The 26,065-nt window shown below is 53.1% G+C and carries 21 protein-coding genes; 9 read left to right on the top strand and 12 right to left on the bottom strand.

Going from position 1 to position 26,065, the window contains the following annotated elements:
* The first annotated feature begins 87 nt into the window (after positions 1-87).
* Genes B152_RS0111135 through B152_RS26015 form a run of 4 tightly spaced genes read left to right on the top strand, consistent with a single transcriptional unit; the run spans position 88 to position 3,342 of the window.
* Positions 88-1,152, top strand: coding sequence for a threonine aldolase family protein (locus B152_RS0111135; protein WP_026261480.1), 1,065 nt, complete (start codon positions 88-90; stop codon positions 1,150-1,152).
* On the top strand, positions 1,153-2,061 hold the full coding sequence (locus B152_RS0111130; RefSeq protein WP_020592499.1) for an SMP-30/gluconolactonase/LRE family protein: 909 nt from the start codon (positions 1,153-1,155) through the stop codon (positions 2,059-2,061).
* A 43-nt stretch (positions 2,062-2,104) separates the two neighbouring features.
* Positions 2,105-2,917 carry an NAD-dependent epimerase/dehydratase family protein gene (locus B152_RS0111125; RefSeq protein WP_020592498.1) on the top strand — a complete coding sequence of 271 codons (813 nt, stop codon included), beginning with the start codon at positions 2,105-2,107 and terminating at the stop codon, positions 2,915-2,917.
* Between the two features lie 20 nt (positions 2,918-2,937).
* Positions 2,938-3,342 (top strand): hypothetical protein, encoded by a 405-nt coding sequence (locus B152_RS26015; RefSeq protein WP_157231042.1) that lies wholly within the window; start codon positions 2,938-2,940, stop codon positions 3,340-3,342.
* Positions 3,343-3,379: 37 nt separating this feature from the next.
* Here the strand turns inward: B152_RS26015 and B152_RS0111120 are convergent, their stop codons facing one another.
* Positions 3,380-4,261, bottom strand: coding sequence for a LysR family transcriptional regulator (locus B152_RS0111120; RefSeq protein WP_020592497.1), 882 nt, complete (start codon positions 4,259-4,261; stop codon positions 3,380-3,382).
* A 170-nt stretch (positions 4,262-4,431) separates the two neighbouring features.
* Here B152_RS0111120 and B152_RS0111115 point away from each other — a divergent pair, with 170 nt between their 5' ends.
* Both B152_RS0111115 and B152_RS0111110 read left to right on the top strand, forming a co-directional pair.
* Positions 4,432-5,175, top strand: a complete 744-nt coding sequence (locus B152_RS0111115; protein WP_020592496.1) for an alpha/beta fold hydrolase — start codon at positions 4,432-4,434, stop codon at positions 5,173-5,175.
* Between the two features lie 57 nt (positions 5,176-5,232).
* On the top strand, positions 5,233-5,703 hold the full coding sequence (locus B152_RS0111110; protein WP_020592495.1) for an OsmC family protein: 471 nt from the start codon (positions 5,233-5,235) through the stop codon (positions 5,701-5,703).
* A 42-nt stretch (positions 5,704-5,745) separates the two neighbouring features.
* Here B152_RS0111110 and trpS read toward each other — a convergent pair whose 3' ends face one another.
* On the bottom strand, positions 5,746-6,756 hold the full coding sequence (gene trpS / locus B152_RS0111105) for a tryptophan--tRNA ligase (protein ID WP_026261478.1): 1,011 nt from the start codon (positions 6,754-6,756) through the stop codon (positions 5,746-5,748).
* A gap of 356 nt (positions 6,757-7,112) precedes the next feature.
* Here trpS and B152_RS26545 point away from each other — a divergent pair, with 356 nt between their 5' ends.
* Complete coding sequence (locus tag B152_RS26545; protein WP_020592493.1) at positions 7,113-8,174, top strand: bifunctional transcriptional activator/DNA repair enzyme AdaA; 1,062 nt, start codon at positions 7,113-7,115, stop codon at positions 8,172-8,174.
* A gap of 18 nt (positions 8,175-8,192) precedes the next feature.
* On the top strand, positions 8,193-8,969 hold the full coding sequence (locus B152_RS0111095) for an isocitrate lyase/PEP mutase family protein (protein ID WP_020592492.1): 777 nt from the start codon (positions 8,193-8,195) through the stop codon (positions 8,967-8,969).
* A gap of 24 nt (positions 8,970-8,993) precedes the next feature.
* On the opposite strand, the gene sthA is transcribed toward B152_RS0111095, so the two are convergent.
* Both sthA and B152_RS23385 read right to left on the bottom strand, forming a co-directional pair.
* Positions 8,994-10,382, bottom strand: coding sequence for a Si-specific NAD(P)(+) transhydrogenase (gene sthA / locus B152_RS0111090; protein ID WP_020592491.1), 1,389 nt, complete (start codon positions 10,380-10,382; stop codon positions 8,994-8,996).
* Between the two features lie 161 nt (positions 10,383-10,543).
* The gene (locus tag B152_RS23385; protein ID WP_020592490.1) at positions 10,544-11,776 is read right to left on the bottom strand and encodes an MFS transporter; all 1,233 of its coding nucleotides are present in this window, start codon (positions 11,774-11,776) and stop codon (positions 10,544-10,546) included.
* A 119-nt stretch (positions 11,777-11,895) separates the two neighbouring features.
* On the opposite strand from B152_RS23385, the gene B152_RS0111080 reads away from it, so the two are divergent.
* A complete protein-coding gene (locus tag B152_RS0111080) occupies positions 11,896-12,756 on the top strand; it encodes a LysR family transcriptional regulator (protein ID WP_026261477.1) in 861 nt (286 codons plus the stop codon).
* 19 nt (positions 12,757-12,775) lie between these two features.
* On the opposite strand, the gene B152_RS0111075 is transcribed toward B152_RS0111080, so the two are convergent.
* The 8 genes from B152_RS0111075 to B152_RS23380 all read right to left on the bottom strand — a co-directional run bounded on the left by B152_RS0111075 (position 12,776) and on the right by B152_RS23380 (position 26,037).
* Positions 12,776-13,414 carry a YceI family protein gene (locus B152_RS0111075; protein WP_026261476.1) on the bottom strand — a complete coding sequence of 213 codons (639 nt, stop codon included), beginning with the start codon at positions 13,412-13,414 and terminating at the stop codon, positions 12,776-12,778.
* Between the two features lie 90 nt (positions 13,415-13,504).
* The gene (gene speE, locus B152_RS0111070) at positions 13,505-14,323 is read right to left on the bottom strand and encodes a polyamine aminopropyltransferase (protein ID WP_020592487.1); all 819 of its coding nucleotides are present in this window, start codon (positions 14,321-14,323) and stop codon (positions 13,505-13,507) included.
* Between the two features lie 105 nt (positions 14,324-14,428).
* Positions 14,429-15,757: a flavin monoamine oxidase family protein gene (locus B152_RS0111065; RefSeq protein ID WP_020592486.1), complete on the bottom strand. Its 1,329-nt coding sequence runs from the start codon at positions 15,755-15,757 to the stop codon at positions 14,429-14,431.
* A 149-nt stretch (positions 15,758-15,906) separates the two neighbouring features.
* Positions 15,907-18,327, bottom strand: a complete 2,421-nt coding sequence (locus B152_RS0111060; protein ID WP_211212188.1) for an acyl-CoA dehydrogenase — start codon at positions 18,325-18,327, stop codon at positions 15,907-15,909.
* 67 nt (positions 18,328-18,394) lie between these two features.
* Positions 18,395-20,722, bottom strand: a complete 2,328-nt coding sequence (locus B152_RS0111055; RefSeq protein WP_020592484.1) for a 3-hydroxyacyl-CoA dehydrogenase/enoyl-CoA hydratase family protein — start codon at positions 20,720-20,722, stop codon at positions 18,395-18,397.
* On the bottom strand, positions 20,719-21,861 hold the full coding sequence (locus B152_RS0111050) for a thiolase family protein (RefSeq protein WP_020592483.1): 1,143 nt from the start codon (positions 21,859-21,861) through the stop codon (positions 20,719-20,721). Before B152_RS0111050 ends, B152_RS0111055 begins: the two co-directional genes overlap by 4 nt.
* Before the next feature lie 88 nt (positions 21,862-21,949).
* A complete protein-coding gene (locus B152_RS0111045) occupies positions 21,950-23,677 on the bottom strand; it encodes a long-chain-fatty-acid--CoA ligase (RefSeq protein WP_020592482.1) in 1,728 nt (575 codons plus the stop codon).
* Positions 23,677-26,037: an alpha/beta fold hydrolase gene (locus tag B152_RS23380; RefSeq protein ID WP_020592481.1), complete on the bottom strand. Its 2,361-nt coding sequence runs from the start codon at positions 26,035-26,037 to the stop codon at positions 23,677-23,679. The genes B152_RS0111045 and B152_RS23380 overlap by 1 nt, the downstream gene beginning before the upstream one ends.
* Positions 26,038-26,065 lie beyond the last annotated feature (28 nt).

The raw sequence follows: 26,065 nt of genomic DNA, 5'->3' as shown, positions 1-26,065 counted from the left end.
AATTTCATATTTTCCAGAAATTTGTTCACTATACTCTCCCCTGCTTCGCAATACTGTCGTCATGAAAACACGAACAAGGACCAGCGTGTGCCCCCTATTGACTTGAGAAGCGACACCCTGACAGCTCCCTGCAAAACCATGCGCACCCGCATGGCAACCGCAGAAGTCGGCGACGATTATTATCGTGAAGACCCGACAGTCCGGGAACTGGAAGACTATACAGCAGAGCTTCTGGGCAAGGAGGCCGCGCTTTTTGTTCTCAGCGGCACCATGGGAAACCTCCTTTCCATCAGGGCACAGGTCCCCCCGGGCAGTGCGGCTCTTGTCAGCAGCAGCTCTCACCTTCATCTAAATGAAACCGGGCATCTCGCGTCTATTTGCGGCATCACCTCTCATCCGGTTCCAACACCCGCTGGCAAATACCTGATGACGGATCTGGAGAAAAACTGGCCCGTCCCGACAGGAAGTCAGCGCGGCTCTGTTCTCAATCCGCGCCTGAAGCTTATCGCCATCGAAAACACCCACAATGGCGAGGGCGGTCGTTGCCTTGACCTTGCCTATCTCGACAAGCTGGGCCGTTTTGCAAGGGAACGCGCGCTTACTTTTCATATGGACGGGGCCAGGCTGTTCAATGCAGCCGTGTCCCTCGGCGTCGAAGCTTCTGCTCTCGCCGCCCCTTTAGACAGCATATCTTTTTGTCTTTCCAAAGGTCTCGGTGCACCGGGTGGAGCCATGATTGTCGGCGACCGGGATTTTATCGAAGAAGCCCGTCACTGGCGGCAGATGGTTGGGGGTGGCATGCGTCAGGCCGGTGTTCTTGCCGCTGCTGGTCTTTTTGCCCTTGAGCAGAATATTGATCGCCTTGGAGAAGATCATGTCATCGCCCGGCGCCTGGCAGAAGGTCTGCTGTCTCTTGGCTTGACGGTAGATCTATCCGCTGTGGAAACCAATATCGTAATGGCCTATCTGCCCAGCCACCTGCCGTCGCCAGCAACATTTCACCAGCTTCTCACCGACGAAAATGTTCTCGTTCTACCGCCCAAAGGCAACAGATTCCGTTTCGTCATCCACAAGGATCTGTCGGCAGATGATGTTGATCTTGCTCTGACCCGAATGGGGACCATCACAAATTACGACCGAAGGTTCCGATAAATGCAGGACGCACCAATCTGTATCGCACAGGTAAAAAACACCTTGGGCGAATGCCCTCTTTGGGATGAGCAGGAGCAGGTTCTCTACTGGACCGACATCACGGAACGGCAAGTTTATCGGCTGGTTCCCGAGACAGGAGTTCTCACCCGCTGGCCTGTAGCTGTTGAGATCAGCGCTCTTGCCCTGCGGAAAAGTGCACCGGGTTTTATCACTGGTGGCAAGGAGGGTTTTGCCCTAATCGACCTTCAAACAGAAAGCTTTGATCTTCTCGCGGCCCCTGAAGCTGATCTTCCCGACAACCGGATGAACGATGGCAAGTGTGATCCCCGGGGTCGTTTCTGGTGTGGCAGCATCCATGAAGTCTCTGACCCCGGCTTGCGCCAGCCCATCGCCTCGGTCTATCGTCTGGACCCGACCAAGGGACCTGAGCCAGACAAGGTAATCCAGAAAATGCGATCCGGCGTAAAAACCAGTAATGGCTTCGCCTGGAGCCCAGATGGGAAAACTCTCTATTTCACGGACACACCAACGTTACAGATCCTGGCTTTTGATTACGACCTTGAAAGTGGTGATCTCGCCAACGAACGGGTTTTTGCCACAGTGCTGCCCGGCAAGGGACGTCCTGATGGTGCAACTGTTGATCAGGAAGGTTGCCTCTGGAGTGCCCACTTCGCCGGGTCCTGTATTACGCGCTATGCACCGGACGGCTCTATTCTGCAGGTCATAGATTTGCCTGTGGCCAATGTCACCTCCTGCTGCTTTGGCGGCAGGGACCTCGACACGCTTTTCATCACAACCGCCTGTGAAGACCTGTCCGATGCCGAGTTGCTGTCCCAACCGCTTGCAGGCGGGCTGTTCAGCTTCAAGCCCGGTGTAGCCGGCTTTCCCATGGACCGTTATGCAGGGTAAGATCTCCTGCTGCCGCCCAAAGACTTAAACTGAAAGAATAACAATGGAACGAATTCTGATCACCGGAGCAGCTGGACGTATTGGCCGGGTTCTGCGAAAAGGCCTCGCCTCTCCAAATCGGGTTCTCCGGCTGGTTGACAAATCCGCTCTGGGTGAGGTTGCCGAAGGGGAAGAGCATTACGAAATCGATGCTACCAACCTTCATGCCATGACCGGGGCAATGAAGGGGGTGGACAGCGTCATCCACCTTGCCGCCTACCCGGAAGAAGCGCCCTGGGATGTGATCTTTCCCCTGAACTATCAGTTGGCCCACAGTCTGTTCGAAGCAGCCCGTCTTGAACAGGTAAAGCGGGTTATCTTTGCAAGTTCAGTCCAGGCCGTTGGTTTTCACCCCATTGCAACCACCATCACCGACGACACCCGCCTGCGCCCCAGCGGTCTCTATGGTGTCTCCAAGGCTTTTGGCGAATCACTGGCCAGTCTTTATGCCGACAAATACGCTCTCCAGGTGGCTTGTGTCCGTATCGCCTCCTTCGAGGAAAAACCAACGGACCAGCGCATGCTCTCCACCTGGTTCAGCCATGAAGACGCCCTGCACCTTTTTGAACAGTGTCTCCGGGCTCCAGATTTTCATTTCTTCCGGGTTTACGGCGTCTCCAACAATACCCGCTCTCGCGTTGACAACAGCCATGTCGACTGGCTCGGTTATCGTCCACAATCGGACGCAGAAACCTATCTCAACGAGATATTGGAGAACGGCGAAACCCTCGGACCACTCGCCGCAAGAACCCAAGGCGGCGGAGCTTGCGATGTTGATTTCGCTGGAGATATCGAACAATCTATGCAGTCAAAGTAGATAAACAAGCGGGTGGAAACATGAACACCAGACTCTTCACCTACACCTTACCTCTCCTCCTTATGGGACCGAATGCAGCTTGGTCAGAAGTATGTGATAAAGAAGTACCAAGCTGGGCTCCACAGCAAGGATCAGTGGATACAATAGATGAGCTTTTATTCTTCACCACACCACTCGGCATTTTTCTGATTTTCTTATGTCTTGTTTCAACGAGATTCCCCAACCGCCTGCTTCGTTTGAGTAATACAGCAATATCTACATTGATTGCAGCCTTCCTTTTAAGCGAGTGGCTTTTCCCAGATGCTGTTTACCAATCTGCAGTCCAAGAGGGCTGCCGATCGTCCCCGATCCTTGTTATTTTCGCGCTTCTCTTGATCGCAGTTGCACCATTTGTCAAAAATAGGCTTCGTTCACAACACCTCTAAGGTTCGAGATACGGAGCACAAAAGAACTCTGCATTTGTCATTTGATAATCAGCCGCCCCTTCAGTGACAGCAGGTAATCCCACACCTTCATAATCGAGGGGCTCTCCAGCGCTGAGGGGTGGGCGAGCATGGTAATGCGGGTTGAAACCAACGCCGACGGCCAGGAAAGTCTGATCAGGCTTTCCTGCTTTGCCGCCAGATAATCCGGAAGGATGGCGATGCCGAATCCCGCCTGGGCCGCCCGTGCCTGAACCGCGACATTATCAGACCGGAAGACAATGTTTTTTGCCAGCTGCTCAGATCGGAACAGCCGCATGGTATCCAGACCCATATAATTTTCGGAAAAGGTGACCAACAGGTGGTTTTCCAGATCAGCTTCGGAAGTGGGGTGCCCTCGCCGTGCCAGATAGGATTCTGAAGCCCAGAGACCATAGTCCAGCTCCAACAAGTTTTCTTCCAGCAATCCAGCCGTACTGCCGCCCCCGGTACGAAAGGCGATATCAACCTCGCGCTTGGCAACATTTTCAAAGCTGTTGCCCGGTAACAACAGGTAAGGAATATCCGGCTCCTTCAGATGGAAAGTCGCCAAGACTTCCGGAAGCCAATAGAGCGCCAGACCGTCTGTACTGGTCAGGCGCACAGGGGGTAACAGGTTATCCCCAAAGCCTTCCAGTTCGCGCTCCAGCCGGCCCGCACTGGCCACCAATGGCTCAATCTTGTCAGCAAGCAACCGTCCATAACCGGTCAGACGGACATACTTGCCATCACGCTCGAACAGCTCCTGTCCAAGCCGCTCCTCCAACCCTGCAATCCGCCTGCCAATAGTAGGTTGGGTTACATCCAGAACCCGGGCCGCAGCCGAAAAGCTTCCCTGCGTTACAACGGCCTGAAAATATCGATAATCATCCCAATCACTCATCAGCCAATCAATTCATTTTTGTATTGATAATGTTAAAAAACAAATATTTTTAATCAAAATACTTCTCGATTATAATTTGGCAACAAGAGAAATTTCTGCATCGTATTTCCCACATCAATCAGATCCGAACTCTCCGTATTCGTATTTTAAATCCATCAAAGAGCAATTCAATGACGCGTCCGACTCTCCTCATCCATGGCCTGTTCGGGAACCTCAAGGTGCCCCAGATCCTGACCCCTTTTGTCCATCTGGATATGGACATCCATACACCAGACCTGATTGGATATGGATCTCTTGCAGAGCAGCCGACAGACAGGCTTGTCCTGACCGATCAGGCAGAACACATCGCAACCTACATTACATCCAACAATCTCGGCCCCGTTAATCTTGTGGGTCATTCTGTCGGCGGGGCGGTGGCTGTTTTTTTGGTTAAGCGTCACCCCGAACTGGTCGCCTCCCTGATCTCGGTTGAAGGAAACTTCACCCTGAAGGACGCCTTCTGGTCAGAAAAAATTTCCAGAACAGCTCTGCCCGAGGTCGAGGAAATTATCCAGGGGTACAAAGTAGATTCCGACGGCTGGATCGCCACCTCCGGTGTCGAGATAACCGACTGGACCTCAGCACTGGCTTATAGCTGGCTTGGCAACCAACCAGCCTCTACCATCAAGGCCCAAGCCAGGGCTGTGGTACAAGCCACCGACAATCTGGAATATCTTAATATCATCCGAGACCTCCTGCGCTCCGATATGCCCTTCAGCCTGATCGCAGGCGAAAACTCTGCTTCAGGATGGGATGTCCCGGAATGGGTGCGTGAAATGGCAACAGAAGACATTGTGATTCCAGGAACGGGCCACCTGATGATGTTGCAGGAACCAGAAATTTTTGCGCAGTCTGTCCTGAAATGCTGCCGATAATAAGCTGCTAACAAATCATGCACACTTTTCGCCCCCTTATGAGATACAGGCAAGAACATGTCCCAAGAACACCATTATCAAACTCATCTGGTCTGGACTGGAAATCGCGGCAGCGGAACAGCCGACTATAAAACCTACGACCGGAACTATGAGATCGCAATCACAGGAAAACCCGTGTTACCCGGCTCGTCCGATCCCGCCTTTCGCGGTGACCCAGGCCGGCACAATCCCGAAGACATGCTGCTCAGTGCCATTTCCTCCTGCCATATGCTCTGGTATCTGCACCTCTGCGCGGTGAACAACATTGTTGTCACTCATTATGAAGACAAGGCCAGCGCCACCATGACCATGAACCGGGATGGCAGCGGCCAGTTTACCGCCGCCACGCTTAAGCCCGAGATTACGATCACAGCAGCTTCTGATCCTGCCAAAGCCCGGGAGCTGCACCATAAGGCATCTGAAATGTGTTTTGTCGCCCGCTCCCTCAACTTTCCGGTTACGCATGAATCGGTAATTCAAAGTGAATAATGCCAAACAGACACAATAGGGCCGAAGCTCCCCGGACAGTCTCTATTGAAACCTGAAAAGCCCCAGTGCAGCGGTCACTTCAGCATAAGTTGCTGCTGTAAGGCTCTGGGCTCGCTCTGTTCCTTCAAGGATCACCTGCTCTACATAGTCAAGGTCTCGTGACAATAGAGCACGCCTTTCCCGAATAGGTCCCAGCAAGTTCTGCAGAATCTCGTCAAGCCGACGTTTTAGGCGCACATCGCCAAGACCACCTTTACGATACGCCATCTTCAAACGCTCTACCTCTGCTCGATCTTCATCAAAAGCATCAAGGTAGGTAAAGACCGTGTTACCTTCGACCTGGCCCGGGTCCTCTATCCGCAAGTGATTGGGGTCGGTAAACATCTGCTTCACTGCCACCGAAATTTCATCTGGCGATGCTGAAAGTGCAATCGCATTTCCAAGAGATTTGCTCATCTTGGCCTTGCCGTTGATCCCCGGCAAACGACCGGATTTTGAAACAACAGCCGACACCTCCGGCAGAACAGACTTGCCCGCTGCCCCGTTAATCCGCCGGATGATTTCATTGGTTTGCTCCAGGATCGGCACCTGATCCTCCCCAACGGGAACAATTGTCGCTTTGAAAGCCGTGATGTCAGCCGCTTGCGCAGCAGGATAACAGAGAAAACCAGCGGGAATGTCTCGACCAAACCCCCGTGCTCTGATCTCCTCACGGATTGTCGGGTTTCGTTCCAGTCGTGCCACCGTCACAAAATTCAGATAGAGCATCGACAGTTCGGCCAGAGCAGGAAGCTGAGACTGCAGACAGACGGTAGACTGTGTTGGATCGATGCCAATAGCAAGATAGTCCAATGCGACTTCCAGCACATTGGAACGTACCTTTGCTATATTGCTCGCATTATCGGTCAGTGCCTGCATGTCCGCCAAAAGCAGGTACTGTTCGTGATCATGTTGAAAACGCAGACGGTTTCGCAGCGAACCTGCGTAGTGCCCGATATGAAGAGGCCCGGTTGTTCGATCTCCTGTCAAGATGACAGGCATGGAATGTGACATTTACTTTCTCCAATAAAGAAAGCCGCCACATGATGCTGCAGAAATAGAAAAGCCGCCCATATGGCGGCTCAAACATAAAATCAAAACATGAAATATTATCGCGCCGCTCCTATTCGGAACGCCACCAATTCAGGGGTGATACTGTGCGATGCTGTTTCATGATTCCCTATTAACATCACCAGGATTGCGGTGCAAGCTTCACAGAGTTTTGAAAAAAGACCCGTCACAAAAAAACTCTTGCGACCCGATAACACTACCCGTGAAATTATATTTAATAACTGCCCGATCCTGGACGGACAGTCTTTTCATAAAAAGATATGATATTCTCTATTGTTCCAGCAACAGATCGCTTATCCATGTTATTCCAGTCTCCTGATCACAACACCCTTTATACCGCTCTGGTTGAACGCAATCCGGCTTATGATGGCCGCGCCTTTGTTGGCGTCAAATCCACAGGCGTTTTCTGCCGTCTGACCTGTCCGGCCCGCAAACCAAAGTCAGAGAATTGCCATTTTTTTGATACCGTGGCCGAGTGTATCGATGCCGGGTATCGTCCTTGCAAACGCTGTTACCCCCTGGCCCCGGCAGCCGAAACCGACCCTTCAATCCAGCAGCTGCTCACAGCTCTGGAAAAAGATCCAGCCTACCGTTGGGGAGAAGACGACATTGTCCGGCTTGGTCTGGACCCTTCAACCATACGCCGTCTTTTCAAAAGGCACTTTGGCATGACCTTTCTGGAAATGGCCCGGCGTTCGCGCATCCGAGATGGTTTTGAAACTCTTTCCAGCGGAGGTCGCATGATTGACGCCCAGCTTGATGCCGGTTTTTCCTCCCCCAGCGCCTTTAGAACAGCCTTTGCCAAGCTTCTGGGGACCACCCCGGCCAGTTTCACCAAGGATGCCCTGCTCAGAGCCGACTGGATTGACACACCTCTGGGGGCCATGATTGCTGTGAGCGATAAATCAGCTCTGCACCTGTTGGAATTTGCCGACCGCAAAGCGCTGCCCACACAGCTGCAAAAACTGCGCAAGATGTCCCGAGGAAATTTGGGGTTTGGACGCTACCCCCCTACCGAGCAGATAGAGTCAGAACTCGATACATTTTTCAAGGCAGAAACCCGGACCTTTGATGTCTCTCTGGTCTTGCACGGAACCGATTTCACGCGCAGTGTCTGGCAGGCGCTGCGGGAAATACCCGCCGGGGAGACCCGCAGTTACAGCGACATTGCCCGCAGGATAGGACGACCAACAGCGACACGTGCTGTTGCGCAGGCGAACGGTGCCAACCAGATTGCCATCGTTATCCCCTGCCACCGTGTCATTGGCGCAGATGGCTCCTTAACCGGATATGGTGGAGGTATCTGGCGCAAACAGAAACTTATTGAACTTGAACACCGAGTTTCCGCTAAACCTCAATGATAATTTGCAGAGATTTTTATGACTGAAATTCAGAAATCACAAATTGACAAAGCCCGCACTTTTGCCTCTCTCCACATTAAGGGCGATCCTCTGGTCCTCTACAACATCTGGGATGCTGGCGGAGCCAAAGCGCTTGCCGAAACCGAGGCCAAAGCCATCGCAACAGGCAGCTGGTCCGTCGCTGCGGCACAGGGATATCCCGACGGAGAAGCTCTGCCACTCGAGCTGCTGGCAAGCATCGCTGAACGGATTGTGTCAACAGTAGAGCTCCCCGTCAGCATTGATTTTGAAGGGGGCTATGCAGAAGATTGCGAAACCCTGGCGAAGAACGTGACCCGGATCATTTCTGCCGGAGCTGTCGGGATTAATTTTGAAGACCAGCAGGTCGGAAAAACAGACCTCTATGCGGTTGAGATCCAGCAAAAGCGTATCACGGCCATCAGGCAAACAGCCGAGACCAAAGGCCTGCCGTTTTTTATCAACGCCCGGACCGATCTCTTTTTAAAAGAGACCGATCGAGACAAGCATACCGGATTGGTTCAGCAGGCCATTGAACGTGCTGCAGCCTTCAAAGAGGCCGGGGCCAGTGGCTTTTTCGTTCCCGGTCTGGTCGATGCTGACTTGATCGCCGGGATCTGTGAAGCCGTTGCCCTTCCGGTAAACGTCATGAAAACAGATGTTTCACCCGATCTTGCCACGCTCGCCTCTCTGGGAGCCTCAAGAATAAGCTACGGCCCAAGGCCTTATTTCCATCTTATGAAAGTGCTGGCAGAAAATTATCAGAACATACGTTAGCTATTGCAACTCACCGTATGCCTTCTAATGAGGCATACGGTTCCAGGCATCTAATGCCGCAACCTTGTAGGCCTCTGCAAGTGTTGGATAGTTAAAGGTATTCTCGACGAAATACTCGAGAGTGCCTTTAAGGTTCAGCACCGCCTGCCCGATGTGGATCAGCTCTGTTGCCCCTTCACCCACAATGTGGACGCCCAGCAAACGGCGGGTCTTGAGTGAGAAGATCATCTTCATCATCCCGCTGCTTAGGCCCATGATCTGGCCACGGGCTGTTTCGCGGAAATGGCACACCCCACATTCGTAGGGGATGCCGCGTTGCTGGACTTCTTCTTCTGACATCCCGACCGTCGAGATTTCGGGAACAGAATAAACCCCGTAAGGGAAGTATTCCGGTGCATCATAGGCGTCCTGCTCAAAAGCATGACAGGCGACAATCCGGCCCTGTTCCATCGAAGTAGATGCCAGACTGGGAAAGCCGATAACATCCCCGGCGGCATAGATATGCGGCACCTCGGTCTGAAAGTGTTCATTCACCTTGATCCGCTGGCGGTGATCCGTTGGCACTCCGGCTTTGTCAAGCCCGAGCTTGTCCGTTGCCCCCATACGCCCGGCCGAAAACAGCACCATATCTGCTTTGACGATCCGCTTGTTTTCCAGATGGATAATACTGCCACCGTTCACCGTTTTTTCGATCTTCTCGACACCCTGACCAAAACGGAAGGTCACATTTTGCAGGCGGAGAAGATGGGTAAACTCGGCGATGATTTCCCGATCGATAAAATCGAGCATGGTATCGCGGGGTTCGATAACGGTAACCGTAACATCCAGCGCACTGAAAATCGTGGCATACTCGATGCCGATCACTCCGGCCCCAATCACGGCAAGCGAGCGGGGCAGGTTTTTCAGTTCGATAATTTCATCGCTGTCGATAATGGTTTCCCCATCAAAGGGAATATAGTCCGGTCGGTGCGGCTGTGTCCCGGTCGCAATCAGGATCTTGTCCCCCTGGACCCGGGTAGTTTCACCAGCTTCATCAACGATCTCAAGGGTATTGGGATCAACAAAATGGGCCAGGCCATGGGCCCAGTCGACCTTGTTACGCACGAACTGATGTTCGAGGTTTTCAACCTCGTGTTCCAGCGTCATATGCAGACGTTCCAGCAGGTCAGCAGCCGTGATGTTGTCCTTGACCCGATAGGAGCGGCCATAAAAGGTGCGCTCGCGCCAGCCTGAAAGATTCAGTACCGTCTCGCGCAGTGTCTTGCTCGGGAGTGTTCCAGTGTGAACCGACACCCCGCCGATCGCAGGGCTTTTTTCGATCACCAGTACCCGCTTGTTCCACTTTGCCGCCTGCACCGCCGCGCGACGTCCCGAGGGGCCACTGCCAATCACAATCAGTTCGTATCGTTCCATCTTCCCACCTAACAACCTTGGACACTCTGCAAAATACGGGATTTGTTATGAAAGACAAATTAATACTGACCATTAAGGACAGCTTATCTTCCCTTTGCAGGATCGTTATAGGGCAAGTGTAACGCCAGGACGATTGATCTCCGTCAAGATGGCAGGAATATCTACTCCGCCGGAGCAGCGATTTTGTCGATCACCCGGTCTTTGCCTACACGGGGATGAACACGCGCCGCAATCCCGACAATCCCGAACATCAAGGCACCGGTTGCCAGGAAAACGGCGGAAAGATCAAAAGACCGTAACAGCAGGGCATAGATGCCCGGAGGCACCAGCTCGGAAGCATCCCTGTAGGTCATGAACACAGATGTCATTTCCGAGCGTTCTCTGGGGCGCACCGCAACCATGAACGGCAGGTTACCGATTGCATCCTGAAACGACATTCCCAGGGCCGCGATCAGCAAAAGACCAACGCCAAGATAGGCATAGCCGTTCAAGAAAGCCACCAGAGACGTCCCTGTTCCCGCGACAATAAAGGCAATCATCAGCACTTTGCGCGCGCCAATGCGCCGGGCAATCCGCGCCCAGATCGGCAGCAGAAACAGACAGGCATTGCCAGCAGAGACAATCAGTCCGCCGATGATCTCGCCCAGTCCGGATTCAACCGCATAGATCGGGGTATAGATAAAAAACATCGACCACCAGGATGCCCGGCAAAAAGCGATAATCCAGGCCATATTCAGACGGGGTTGTCGAATAAACTGCCGGATACTGCTCAAAGGATTTGGCGCAGGACGTCGACTGCCTGCTGTAATAACCAATCCCCCCCCCAGCCGCAGACACCAGAAGTAGCCAAGCATGACAGCTGCACAACAGGCACTGACCGCAAAAGGTGCCCACATGCCCCACCACTGCATCAAGAGAGCGCCACAAACGGGTCCGATCGACCAGCTCAACGCAGAATAAAAAATCCGGGTGGGTTCGGACCGGCTGAGATCCCGGCGGGCAATGAAATCGAGAATATAGAGGTTCATGCAAATGGTCGTCGAGACCAGCCCGACCACCCGCGCGATCATCCCGATCACCAAACTGGTTTCATCCTCCGTCATCAGGAAAAATGCCGCGACGATAAAGCCGACCGCCCCAAAGGTATAGACCCAGCGCCGGGGAATGATGCCCACAATCATCGGCAAAAAAAGCGCAAAAATCATTCCAACACAGCTGGCTGTAAAATAAAGAACACTGACCTGCTGGCTGTCCCCGAGAACCCGGAGAAGCTGGATTGGAATCACCGAGGAAATAATGGATCTGGAAAGGGATTCAGCTGCAAATACTAGGGCAAAGGTCTCTGAACCAGGGCGCGTGGCATTCTGCAACCACACAGGGTGGCGCACAAACATAACGACTCTCCAAAGCGGACTTTAATTTACCGAAAATCAAGTCTCGGGAAATTACAGCTATTTGAAAAGCGATATATATTGATATGATCAATCGTCTTTTCCGATATCAGTATGGTGCTATGAATCTCACACACCTCGAAACCTTTCTCGAAATCGCCGAAACTGGCAACTTTAACAAGGCGGCAGAAAATCTGCATGTCACCCAGTCCACCGTCAGCGCCCGCGTCAAAGCCCTGGAGGATTCACTGGGGCGTACACTTTTCAAACGTAATCACAACGGTGTGGAACTCAGTCCGGCTGGTCGTCAGCTTCAGCGTTATACCGCAAGTATGCTCCGGCTCTGGAAACAAGCTCGACATGAAGTCTGCCTGCCGCCGGGTCTGAACGCCACTCTGGCGCTATCTTCCCAGTTCAGCCTCTGGTCACGTTTGATTCTGCACTGGATGCCCTGGATGAGACAGCATGCCCCCGATGTTGCCTTGCGGCTGGATACAAACTATTCCAACGCCATGATGCGCCAGCTGTCAGACGGCGTCCTTGATATCGGGGTGATGTACAGCCCCCGACAAATTCCGGGACTGAGAATTGAAAAACTGCTCGAGGAACAGTTGGTCATGGTCTCCACCTCCCCCGTAAAGGAGCCGGATGACTGGCGAAAAAACTACATTCTGGTTGATTGGGGGGATGTTTTTCGCAACATTCACAATGAACATTTTCCCGATATGGCTACCCCGCCGATTTATGTCGGTTTGGGCGATCTGGGTCTGCGCTATATTCTGGAGAATGGCGGAAGCGGGTATTTCCCCATGCGCGTGGTTCGACCTCATCTTCAGGCAGGGGAACTGTTTCTCGTCCCTGATACGCCGACCATTCAGCGCCCTGCCTATATGGTTTATGCCAAAAGCTCGAACAACAAGGCCCTGGTTGATCAGGCGCTTGAAGGCTTGCGTATTATTGCCGCTTCTGAGAGCGAGGAATAGCTCAGGCCTGTTTCAAAAATCACTCTGCTATACGATCTGATACCCGCAAGAACTCGGCTGATATCTGCAGCTTCACCTCGTCCCCAATCGCAGGTACGAGATAGCTGATCCCGAAATCTGAGCGTTTGATAGTCCCTTCGGCCGAAAAACCCAAGGTATATTTCCCGCTAAGCAGATTATTCGCACCGCCGTTAAATCTCACGTTAAAGGTAACAGGGTGGGTTGTACCCTTCAGGGTAAGCTTGGCCTGAAGTTCAGCCGTTTGCTCTCCTGTCAGGGTAATTCCCGTGCTTTCCAGATAGGCTGTGGGGAAGGTCGCGGCATCAAACCAGCTTGGTCCTTTCAACTCCTCTGCAAAGGAGGGATTGTTCACATCAAGACTGGTCACAGCAACCTCGGCAAACAGTCTGGTTTCCAGTGGTTTTTCCGGATCAAAATCCAGTGACGCATCCAGCAGATTGAACCTCCCGACATAGTTGGAAAAACCAAGATGATCGAGCGAAAAAACCAGGCTGGCATGGTCAGGATCAAGTCTGTAAGCCCCTTGTCTCCAGGCCGTAATTTCATTTTCCTGATGACCGGAGGGAATCAGACGGCCACAACCCGCCAGAAAAAACATGAGCAGTAGAAAAGCTGACGTGTTTTTTCTGGCAAACATTGTCTTCCGATCAGACTGTAAGTCTTTGGAGTGCGTCAATAACCTGGTATTTTATATGATAGAGAAAACTCCCGGCTCAAGCTTTTTGACTCAGGGCTCCAGATAAAACGCGGCTTTGTGAGAGCGCAGAGAATAATATCTGGTTTCTGGCTTGCCCCGTTTCTCCAAAGCTCCGGCTTCTGCCAGCTGTGACAGATCATGTTCATCACTGGCCCAGGAAAAGGCGTGCAACCCACCGATATAGGTCGGGACGGCTGCATAATAAAAGCCCCCAAATTTGAATTTTGACTGCATACGCTCGCGCATATGAACCACCACGGAATCCTGAAACGCCGGACAGCCAGCCTGTGCAACCAGAATGCCACCGGGTGCGAGACGGTCTTTACAGGATGCATAGAAGGCATCGGTAAAGAGACCTTCACTGTTTTCGTCCGGATCGGTCGAATCAATAATAATCACATCAAAAAGCTGATCGGTTTCAAGCAGAAAACGCGCCCCGTCCCCTATGATCAACTCAACCCGGGGATCGTCATAGGCCCCATTCTGAATCGCGGAAAAATGTTCTTGGCAAAGAGAGACAAGAGCCCCGTCCAGATCAACCATCGTGACCTTTTCCAGCCCCTTGTGCTTGACCACTTCGCGTAAAATCGTGCCATCGCCCCCGCCAATAATCAGCACCCGAGTTGCCGTCGGGTGAGACATGACAGCAACATGTGTCAGGCTTTCGCTGTAGATGTGTTCATCAAACTCGGTCAACTGAACTGCACCGTCGATTACCATAACCCGCCCCAGCAGATCATTATCAAAGATCTGAACCGACTGGAAATCGGTTTTACCTTCATAAACCCGGTGATCCATACGAATAACCTGACGGATTTCCGGGTGGATATTTTCCTCAAACCAGAGCATGTCCTGCAACTTTCAAAAATGCGATGAGCTAACCGGAAACATATCCCCCGACAGCAATCAAGTCCAAGGGTTTCAACGCCTCACTGATCTGCCTTGGTTACTTAGTCAGCAAAGAATCTTTCTGGCTTCTTCCGCGGCCTGAAGTCCTGTCAGATACGCGCCCGGTGCCATAGTCGCCCAGGGACCGTGCAGTGCTTCCCCGGCAAAAAACAGACGATCCGCCAAGGGGCGCCGAGCTTCCTCTCGCTGATGGTTCTGTCCAACATTGGAATAGGCATAAGCCCCTCGTGCCAGCGGGTCTGCCAACCAGCGGGTAAAGTGCCCCTTGATAAACATCTTCCTGACATCAGAACCAAAAACACCCGCCAGCGTTTCCAGCGCCATTTCACAGGCCGCCTCTTCTCCGTCTTTGTCAGCGGTAAGATCCCGTGCCAAATCCCCTCCGACAAAGACAGTATCCATCGCAAGCCCATAAGGTCGCAGAACATGATTGCGCCATCCTGCTCTCGGACCCTTTTTCAGCCCGGGAGGCAGGTGGTCCCGAATATAACAGCTGGCAGTATTCATACCGGGCAGCAACTGATTGAAAGTTTCTGTAAACTGCAGCGTTACCTTATCCAGAACCGCCATGGGTAATTGTTGAAACGCGGTCATTTTCCAGTCGGGCAAACGTGGTTCAAACTGCAAGGTTTCATCGGCGATGATCTCTGTAGGCACAGTTATGATCACGGCCTTGCAACGGAAATCACCCTGGTCCGTTCTCAGCCGGACCCCCGCCCCGCTCCAGTCAATTTTCTCAACCCGGATATTCAGTTTGATCGGCGTCGGTCCAAGCGCTGCAAAAACCGCCGTGGCCATACCCCCGGGGACCATCCACTCTGTTCCGCTCTCATGCTGGGTCTGATAATCAGCAACCGACAGCTTTTCACTTTCGACCCCTGCCTCAAACTCACCTTTACGCAGCTGGGCCAGGCCATCCCAACTGTTTTTCGGCGGCCTGAGATCGTGGATTGAAATATCACCCTGCCCGGCAACATCATAGGCATTCAGATCATCAAACAGCGCGTCTTCGGCCTGTTCAAGTGCGGCGAGATCAGCACCTGTTACCGGAGCCCCTTCGCAATAGAAGTACTCGTCCCCTGCCCCATAATCAAAGATACCAAAACCTGCATCCTCCGTGACCAGAGGTGTGAGCGGGTTAACATCGGCTGAATGCAACCAGGTGCAACCATGATCATAAGCAACGCCAAAGGTGGTGCTTTCCGTATAGGCCCGGCCACCGATGCGGTTACGTGCCTCCAGCACCAGAACAGAAACACCTTTTTCCTGCAAAGCCTTTGCCGCAGCCATGCCTGCAATCCCGGCACCGATGACAACAACATCGGGATCAGAAGGCAGAGACACTGTAAAGGGCCGCGCAGAAAACAGCGACATGGAAACCTCAATGCTGGATAAGAAAGAGCCCTGGGATTACCCAATCCGATAGAGTATTCCGCTTTCCGTGACAAGCCTTCCAAGCCTGATAACAGAGACGGTTGTCAGCAGACCGGGAAGACGTCACAGAAACACTGTTTTCGGAAAAGTCAGCCCTTCAGTTTTTTATAGGCAGCCGGGGTAAAGGAATCAACTTCGATCACTGCGTCGGCCAAGGCCTCTGCAACCTGTAACTCCTTGAACTCTTCTGCGGTGATGATGCCCTCTTTGGCGGCAGCTTCATGAAGCTCTTCCCTTGGAATGCCCTTCAACTTGCCAGCTTTGCGGGCTTCACGAATGCGATCATCAAGAACCGCAACTTCAAGCACTTTGGCATAGGCCTGCTCCAGAGCGCCCAAAGCTTCATCACTGTCCTTGGATACAGCCAGATCAGCTGCCAGGCGATCACGCCCACCTTTTTCTCCCATAACCCGGCGGGATAGTTCCAGATTCTGGGCATCTTTTGGTCCATGCGCCGTACGCCCAAGGAAAAAGGCTCGCAAACGCAACATTGTCCCCAGATACTTGACCGGATAATTGTGGGTTATGGTAATCAACGCCTGTTCAATCTGTTGAAACGCATAGGCACAGAACCAGTCAAGATAGATCCGGTCGTCGTCCTGGGCCCCTTCATCCTCAAAGCGTTTGATCGCAGCGGTTGCCAGATAAAGCCAGGACAACGCATCGGCCAGTCGGCCACTGAGTGTTTCTCGCCGTTTCAGGCTGCTGCCGAGCACCAGCATCGAAACATCCGCCAGAAGAACAAAAGCCGAGCAATAGCGCGTCAGCCGTTGTTTATGCCGTCGCGATGCCGTAGGGCCAGTGACTTTGATAAAACGCCCGTCTGTCAGACCATCAAGGCCTGCCCGGACTGCGTTGCTCGCCGTGAAATTGATATGTCCCCAAAAGGCTTCATCAAAGGCGTTGAGATCGTTCTTTGCCACAGATTGCAGTTCCTGCGGCACAAAAGGATGCCCCCGGATTGACCCCTGCCCGAAGATAATCATGGAACGGGTCAGGATGTTGGCCCCTTCAACCGTGATCGCAATGGGAATGCCATCATAGGCTCGACTCAAAAGATTTCGCGGCCCCCGGCAGATGGCGGCACCCCCGAGAATATCCATGGCATCCAGAAAAATCGTCCGCATGTTTTCGGTCAGATAGGCCTTGGCAATACCTGACAAGACAGAGGGGCGTTCTCCCGCATCGACCGCAGCACAGGTCAGGCGGCGGGCCGCATCCATACCGTAAGTCAGCCCCCCGATCCGGGCGAGGCGTTCTGCTACACCTTCAAACTTGCCAATAGGGGTCCCGAACTGGCGGCGCACGGTGGCATAGGCCCCACTGACCCGGGTAGAGAGCTGTGCCGCCCCGAGCGACAGCGACGGCAGGGAAACCGACCGGCCGGCAGCAAGGGATTCCATCAGCATGCGCCAGCCCTGCCCCACGCCTTTTTCACCCCCGATGACCCAGTCCAGCGGGATAAACACATCCTTGCCTTCAATAGGGCCGTTGGGGAACGGTACGCCCATGGGATCATGGCGCTTGCCAATCACCATACCTTTGGTCTCGCGCGGGATTAGGGCACAGGTGATACCAAGGTTCTTTTCATCCCCAAGCAGTCCATCAGGATCGTGCAGCTGGAAAGCCAGACCAACAACCGTGGCAACAGGAGCCAGGGTGATATAGCGTTTGCGCCAGTTCAGCCGGATACCAAGGACTTCCTTGCCTTCAAATTTTTCTTTACACAGTACACCATTACTCTGGATCGACGCTGCATCACTGCCTGCTTTGGGCTCCGTCAGGGCAAAACAGGGCATTTCCTCGCCGCGTGCCAGGCGGGGAAGATAATATTTTTTTTGCTGATCGGTTCCATAGTGCAGCAACAGCTCGGCAGGACCGAGAGAGTTTGGCACCATGACAATGACAGAAAGCGGCAGGCTGCGGGAGGAAAGCTTCAGAACCACGGCAGAATGCGCCTGGGCAGAGAAACCAAGACCGCCGTATTCTTTGGGAATAATCATACCAAAGAACTTCTGGTCTTTCAGTTCCTGCCACAGTTCCGGCGAGAGGTCGCGATCCTGGGCGACCTGCCAGTCGTTGGTTTTGCGACAAATTTCCTCTACTGGCCCATCCAGAAACGCCTGTTCCTCTGCCGTCAGCCCGGTAACATTAAACTCGCTCAACCTTTTCCAGTCTGGCCGCCCGGTGAACAGCTCGGCATCCCACCAGACAGTTCCGGCATCCAGTGCCGTCTGTTCGGTTTCACTGATCACTGGCAGATTACGCCGAACAATTTTCATCAAAGCTTTGGTTAAAAGACCACGCCTTAAACTGTGCATACCAAAAACCAGAGAAAGCGATCCTGTCAGAATAAGCGCCAATCCGGTTAACACGGGCGATGCTCCACTAAAGTGTCCCCCCGCAATAAGAACCAGAAGCGCCCCGACCCAGGCCCAATACCCCCGCCCGAGATACAACAGGATTGCCAGAACCAGAACAGCAATCAGAATTGCCATTACCATCGTCATTGCCTTACTCCCACTTTCCCTGAAACTTTTTGGTTATGCCATCGGTCATATTCGGTGGCTATACCTGTCAATTTCTGAGGGGTTTTCCCGTTTTCAACATATGATTGACCCGCCGGATTGTATCCGGGTGTCGGCAAAGCTCATGAAAAGCCTTGCGCTCCAGCTCCAGTAATCTTGCCTCACTCACTGTTGCCGTCATGTCTGTGTCACCCCCGCTCAGCACCTCAGCCAGGGCTGCTGAGACCACCACATCATGCGGGGTCGCCTTGCCTGACTGACGAAAGCCCGATACAGCCAGATCCAGGGCCACCCGCCCGCTTGGCCCGGGAAGCACAATCTCGAGCGGTTCCGGCGCCACATAACCTTCGGCAAGCTCCAGTGCCTTCTCCTTGGCATCGGCAAGGACCCGCTCCCGATTCATGGTAATGCCATCCGTCTTGCGCAGGATTTTCATCTCCCGTGCTTCTTCAGCTGACTTGGCAACTTTGGCCAGACCGATCTGCTCGAAAGCCTGGGCAACCGGAGGCATTGGCCCCTGTGGCCCGTCTTTTGAGGTGGCCCAGCGACAAAGAACTTCCTTGCAACCGCCCCAGCCCGGAATAATTCCGACCCCAACCTCGACCAATCCGGTATAAGTTTCGGCATGAGCCTGTACCGCATCACTGTGCAGCAGCAGTTCACAGGCTCCCCCTAAGGCCATTCCTGACGGGGCAGACACCACGGGGAAAGGGGCAAACTTCAGCGCCTGATAGGTCTCCTGTCCCTTGCGCACCATATAATCGATAAAGGGGAAAGCCCTCAGCTTGGCCGCAACCATTAAAAGGCCGATATTCGCCCCAACGGAAAAATTTGAACCATCATTGTAGACAACAAGGGCTTTATAATCGCTGGCAATAATCTGGGGGATCGCCCGTTGCATCATGCTCAGGCTCCAGAGATTGAGCGAGTTCATCTTGCTGTGAAACTCAAGCCCCATAACCCCGTCACCGAGATCCCAGAGCGATGCAGAAGGGTTGCTGTCGATTGGACCGCCGCGGGCCTTGATATCCTCCAGCTTCAGAACACCCGGACGCGGCAGGAGCTTGCGATAGCCCTTCTGCGCAGAAAGCAGTTCCCTTGTGCCATACCGAACCCGGTAAAACCCGTGCTCTTCAGCCGCCTTGAGAACAGGAGGAACAGCCTGCCCGTCTACGGCAAGATTATGTGCAAACCAGGCCGTCCCGATCTGGTCCATCAGCTCAAAGGGACCATACTTCCAGTTATAGCCCGCCTTCATGGCCTCATCTATGGCCGCTATATCTTCTGTCACTTCCGGTACGAGCGAGGCGGCATAAGCCAGTGTACGAGACATTACTGCCCAGGCATAACAGCCTGCATCACTGGTATCCTGCAACACCTTTCGAGGGTTCTTTGTTCCGGCTTTTTTGACGGCACCGACCCGCGGTCTTGAAGCTTCGCTATATTCACCTGTGGTCAGGTTGATTGCCTCTTTTACCTTGTCCGGACTATCAGGCCTCAGACGGTAAAATCCGCCCTTGCCCTTCCGTCCGGTATAACCTTCCCCGATCATTTTTTTGATCAGTTCCGGCTCACGGTAAATCTTGTGGAACTCATCTTCTGGCGGCAAGTGCCTGGCCATAGACCCGAGCACATGCGGCATCAGATCAAGCCCGACCATGTCGAGCAGAGCAAACACTCCGGTCTTGGGAATACCAAAAGGGCGTCCGATCACCGCATCGGCGACCTCGATGGTAATGCCGCGATCCATTGCCTCGACCACAGCGCATTGCAGCCAGAAAATACCGATCCGGTTACCGATAAACCCCGGTGTATCCTTGCAGACCACCACGCCTTTGCCCAGGGCATGATCACAAAAAGCACTTACTTTATCGAGCAAGCCCTCAGGCGTTTCCTTACCGCCCACCAGCTCGAGCAGACGCATATACCGCGGCGGATTAAAGAAATGGGTAATCAGAAAATCCCGGCAAAAATTTTCTGACATTCCTTCGATCAAATCACTACGGCGCAGGGTCGAGGTATTGGACGACACCACAGAACCCGCCTTGCGATGTTTTTCAAGGTGGTTATAAAGCTTTTGCTTGATCCCGATATCTTCAATAATCGCTTCGATAATCCAGTCACACTCGGCCAGCTTGTCGACATCATCCTCGGTATTTCCAGGGGTAATCAGCTTCGCCTTGCGTTTGTGCATCAGCGGAGCCGGATCGGTTTTGAGCAGACGTGCAACACCATCGCGGGCGATTGAGCTTCTGTCTTCGCCCTCACCCGGTCGATCAAGCAAAAGGACTTCGACCCCGGCATTGGCCACCTGAGCAGCGATTCCTGCGCCCATCACTCCGGCACCGATAACCGCAACTTTTTCAATTTTGCTCATTCCGCGGCCTCCAGCACAGTCGCGATCCCCTGACCACCGCCAATACACTGGGTTGCAAGAGCAAACCTGCCCCCTTCGCGTTTGAGCAACTGGGCCGCTTTTCCGGTGATGCGGGCACCTGTTGCCCCCAGAGGATGCCCTAGAGCAATCGCCCCCCCATCAATATTGATCTTTGCCGGGTCCAGATTGAGGTCAGACATACAGGCCAGCGCCTGACTGGCAAAAGCTTCATTCAATTCAATAACATCCAGATCCTTGATTGAAATACCCGCACGCTCAACAGCCTTTTTTGTCGCAGCTACCGGACCAATACCCATAATTTCAGGCGCACAACCCGCCACAGCTATGCTGCGAATTTTTGCCAGAACAGGTAAAGAATTCTCTTTGGCATAGTCAGCAGTACAGACCAGAACCACCGAAGCGCCATCCGTCAGCGGAGACGAACTTCCCGCTGTCACACAACCGCCTTCACGAAAGGCAGGAGAAAGCGACCCTAATCCCTCAAGTGTACTCTCGGCACGGATACAGCCATCCCGTTCAACCACAGCGCCATCAGGGCCGGTAATGGCAATAATCTCTTCTTTAAACCGTCCTTCCGACTGGGCTTTGGCTGCTTTTTTATGACTTTGGAGAGAGAAAGCATCCTGGTCAACCCGGCTCATTCCGTATTTATCAGCAACGTTCTCTGCTGTTTCTCCCATCGAGATAAATGCCGGCGGGAAACTCTTGGCCAAAGCAGGATTGAGCAGCGGGTTATATCCCATCATCGGCACCCGGGTCATGGATTCAATCCCGGCACAGATATAGGCTTGCCCCGCTCCCATGGCGATGGCCCCGGCGGCCATATGAATTGCCTGCATTGAAGAACCACAGAAATGATTGACCGTTGCCCCGCCGACCGATTGGGGTAAATCAGCCAGGAACACAGCCAACCGGGCGATATTCAACCCCTGCTCTCCTTCCGGAAAAGCACAGCCCATGAAAATGGCCTCGATATCCTTCCCGGCAACCCCGGTTTTATGAACCAGCCCCCTGATCACCTGTGCAACCAGATCATCTGGCCGCACCCGTGCCAGCGCGCCCTTGTTGGCGAAGTGGAAGGGAGAACGGGCATATCCTGCCAATACAATATCTACCATTTGGGTTTCCTTGGCTTATTTACGGCTCAAATCGGAGCGGACACCGGATGGGCCCGTTATTCGTGTTATTCTTAAGGAGAAGCAGAACTCATGAAGGTCCATCATCATTCCCCTTCGCTGTGTTCTTTCTGTCACCCATTCCTTCGGCTAAGTCCTGTTCCTCCTGCCGGAGCTCTTTTTTGGACAGCTTGCCAATCATGGTTTTTGGCAGCTCCTTGCGAAATTCGATAATCCGGGGGCGCTCAATGACAGAAAGATATTTTTGCAAAAACTCCTGCAGGTCAGCTTCGTTCAGCAGTTGTCCTGCATGCAGCTTGACAAAAGCCTTGGGGATTTCGCCATGTTCCTTGTCGGGGACACCGATCACTGTGACTTCCGCGACGGCAGGATGACGATTGATTGCTTCTTCAATGTTGCGGGGATAGACATTATAGCCGTTACAGAGGATTAGGTCCTTGAGGCGGTCAAGCAGGAAGACATAACCTTCCTTGTCCATATACCCAATGTCACCACTGCGCAGACGGCCTTCACAAATTGTTTTTTCAGTTGCTTCCGGATTGTGCCAGTACTCGATCATGACCTGGGGGCCAGTGATACAAAGCTCGCCCTTCTCCCCTTTGGGCAAGACCTCAAAGGGGGCTTCCGGGGAGCGAATTTCAAGCAAGGTTCCCGGCATCGGCAGGCCAATGGAACCTTCCTTGTTTTGTCCGGCAACCGGATTGCAGGCACAGACAGGGGATGCTTCGCTCAACCCGTACCCTTCAACCAACACACAGCCCGTCAGCTCTTCAAAACGATGCTTGCAGTCCAGCGGCAGAGGCGCACCGCCAGAAATACAGTATTTGATCGAGGAGAGATCATACTGATCAACCACCGGGCTATTGTTCACCGCGTTATAAAGGGTTGGCACTCCCATCATCAAAGTCGGTTTCAGCCGATCAATGGTTTTGAGCATCTGCCCCAGCTGAAAGCGTGGCAACAGGATAATCTGTGCCCCGAGAGAAATCCCCATATTCAGGACCGTCGTCATGGCAAAGACATGAAACAGCGGCAGCACCCCCAATATGCGTTCTTCGCCGGGTACTGCATTGGAAAACCAGGCCGTCACCTGCTCGGTATTTGCCATCACATTGGCGTGGGACAATGCTGCTCCTTTTGGCGCTCCTGTCGTACCGCCCGTATATTGCAAGACGGCAAGATCCGAAGGACTGACATCCACCGGATAAGCGCCCTCAAGGCTGTTAGACAGATCTTCGAACTCCAGAACTTCCGGTCCTGTCGGATGAGATATCTTGTGGAACTGCAAAAGCGAAAAAAGTGCCCCTTTTAGTGTTGGCATCGCCTGGGACAGACGACAGATAACCACTTTACGCAGCGCTGTCCGCTCCAGCTGCTTGATTGCTTTCTGGCACAGCTCCTTGATGTCAATCGTGATCAGGATCTCTGCCCCGCTATCCTTCAGCTGATGCTCCAGTTCGCTTTCCGCATAAAGCGGATTACTGTTGACGACCACGGCTCCGATTTTCAGAATTGCGTAATAACAAACGACAAAATAGGGGGAGTTTGGCAGGAACAGAACAACCCTGTCTCCCTTTCTCACGCCCTGGCGTTGCAACCCTGCTGCGACCCTGTGCACCTGATCCAGAATTTCCCGATAGCTGTAGTCTCGCCCGAGAAATTCGACGCAGGAATTTTGGCCAAAAACCAGGGCAACCTGTTCCAGATTTTCATACAGGGATTTGTTGCCAGGCCGCACCGGATCTTTTCGCGCCACAGCGCTCAAGGGTATACGCCCCATATGCGAGGAAAGTCCCATCAGACGGCCTCACTTTCTTTTTTCAGACGGCTCAGAAGAGCCCCCCCCAAACTCTCCCCCTCATCCTTTGAAAGGCCTTCGTTCCTTACAGCTTCAAGTTCAGTGAGGAACGAGACAATCTCTGCACGACATCCACCGATATTTTCATAAAGAATACCGTGCCGTTTGGACGGTACCATCTTTAACTCCTTCGCCGTTGCCCCGATCAGCTCAAACACGCTGTTGATTCCTCGCGCATCGACGATGGGGTCATCCGTCCCTTGTAATAGCCGGACCGGGCAGTCGACATCTGGAAGACGTGTCAAAAGCTGCTGGCGGAGTTGATGCAGCTCATAAGCGGTGCGTACGGGCACATTCTGATAATTCACGTTGGGATGTTCCGCCGGATGGGAACGGAAAATCGCTTTTTCCTCCAGCTTCGGCACCCAGCTGGCCAAACGTTCAAACCCCTGGGCCAGGTGGGCAAGGACAAGGTTACGGGTCTTGAATTTCCAGGGCACTGAAATCGCCACAACTCCGGCAACATTTTGAGGATGGGTCGCGGCTTCGTAGAGAGACAGAGATCCCCCGGTCGCAAAGCCGACAATCACAATCTCATCGACAAAGCTTGAAAGGATTTCCCGACCCCGGCTCACCGACGCCGACCAATCCTGCCAGTGCCGATCCCGGAGATCCCAGGGGGATGTTCCATGTCCTTTGAGGCGCAAGCCCATAACCGGAAAGCGCTTTTCTGCCAGTTCCTTGCCAAAATCATCCATTTCTGCCGGGGACGCCAGAAGTCCATGAACCAGAAGCACCCCGATTTTCTTGGGTTTATCTGGTATAATCAGAAAGGGTTCCGGTTTCGCAAACGCGGTCTCTTTTGCATTGGTCTCCCGATATTGCTCCTTGGAAAAGGTCTTGCGGTCACAATCCAGCGAAAGCAGTTCATCATCAAAAAGCAGTAACGCCATTCGTTCAAGGGATACTGTTTCAGCGTCGTCAAGAGCCTCTTTCACATGCGTTATCGCATGGTCAATCGGCGTAACCTCGTTGGCATAGACCAGAATAAGGTTTTCAAGCCGCACCCGGTTAAAACTGCGCGTGTCCATAACCGAAGCCGAAAATCCATAGTCCTCACCTTCAAAAGTCAGATGCTCGACACAGCCTTCCGATGCAAAAAACTTGTCCAGTACCGGACAGCTGTCACCATCCCAGAGATTCCAGTAGTTCTCAGGCTTGGTCAGGCTGCGGTGCAGATGGACTTCGTCATCTTTCTGGCATCGTTTAATGCTGAGATAGAGCGCCTGATGAAACAGTTTTTTCCCGACCCGTAATTGCCCTTTTTGTACCAACTCCCGGATCAGGGCCGAGGCAAGGTGATGCAGGTTTACCGTAACCCCGGCATAGATAGCCTCCATATAATAGTCCCTGAGGCGGTTGGTCCCGCGCGAAGTGCACATCTTGAACATGCGCTCATTCAGGGTATCCGCCGTGGCATTGAGAGAAAAGAAATCATCGAGAGAATTGATCTGGCTGAAAAGGCGGGACAGCATAATCTTTTCCCACCAGCGCCAGACCTGTTGAACCTCAAGCGGGCGGCTGACACGAATATCCATGTCGCAATCCTTGAGCAGGATATTCGCCTCGATCAGGACCTCCTCTACCATCCGGGGATGGTTGCCTTTGCTGAGAAACTCAGCACTTCTGCTGAGAATATTGTCACTGGCACGGATAGGGTAGAAGGTGATATTTGCCGGAATAATCTCGGTCGGTTTGCCCGCCACCGCAAGCAAGGCCTCAGTAGATTTGATATTCAGCGCCCGGGCCCAACGCTCCAGCCTATCGTGTTCGCCCTTTTCAAAGACAGAAAGAACCCGCTGTTTGAATAGCTCAACCGTCAGGGCCAGGATAGCTGCTCCGGTGTGATGTTTCCGTCGTTTTTGTGCCGTCGGCGAGAAGATACTCAATTCTCCCCCCGGACCAACGACCTGCTTGTCCTTGATCATTCCCCCTTCGGGAAAGATGATAACCTTGTGCCCCCGCATAATCTCCGCCGCCAGAAACGGCAACAACCGGGGATGATTGTGGGGAACAGCACCAACACCATAGAGAAACTTGGCAAAGTTCTCGTTGCCTTCGAACAACTCTCCCGAGGCAACACAGCGACAATAGCCGCCAGTGGCTTCATGGATAAGGTACTGCGGGATGATCGTTTCGAAACGGGCAAAGTGATTAAAGAGATAGATATCCCCGCCCGGGAAGTCACCGTTCTCGTCATGAAGCTTGATGTTGATTCCCAAGCGACGCTTCATAAGAGAAAAGGCCCGGACACACCAGTCGTAGGTTGGCTTGAAGTCTAGGTCCTGCTCTGTATCCATCGCCCCACCCAAATAACAATAACGATCA

Origin of the sequence: Kiloniella laminariae DSM 19542 (assembly GCF_000374005.1) — a bacterium.
Lineage (GTDB): Bacteria > Pseudomonadota > Alphaproteobacteria > Kiloniellales > Kiloniellaceae > Kiloniella > Kiloniella laminariae.
The sequence above is the reverse complement of the archived record's forward strand: the minus strand, read 5'-3'. Positions and strand labels throughout refer to the sequence as shown.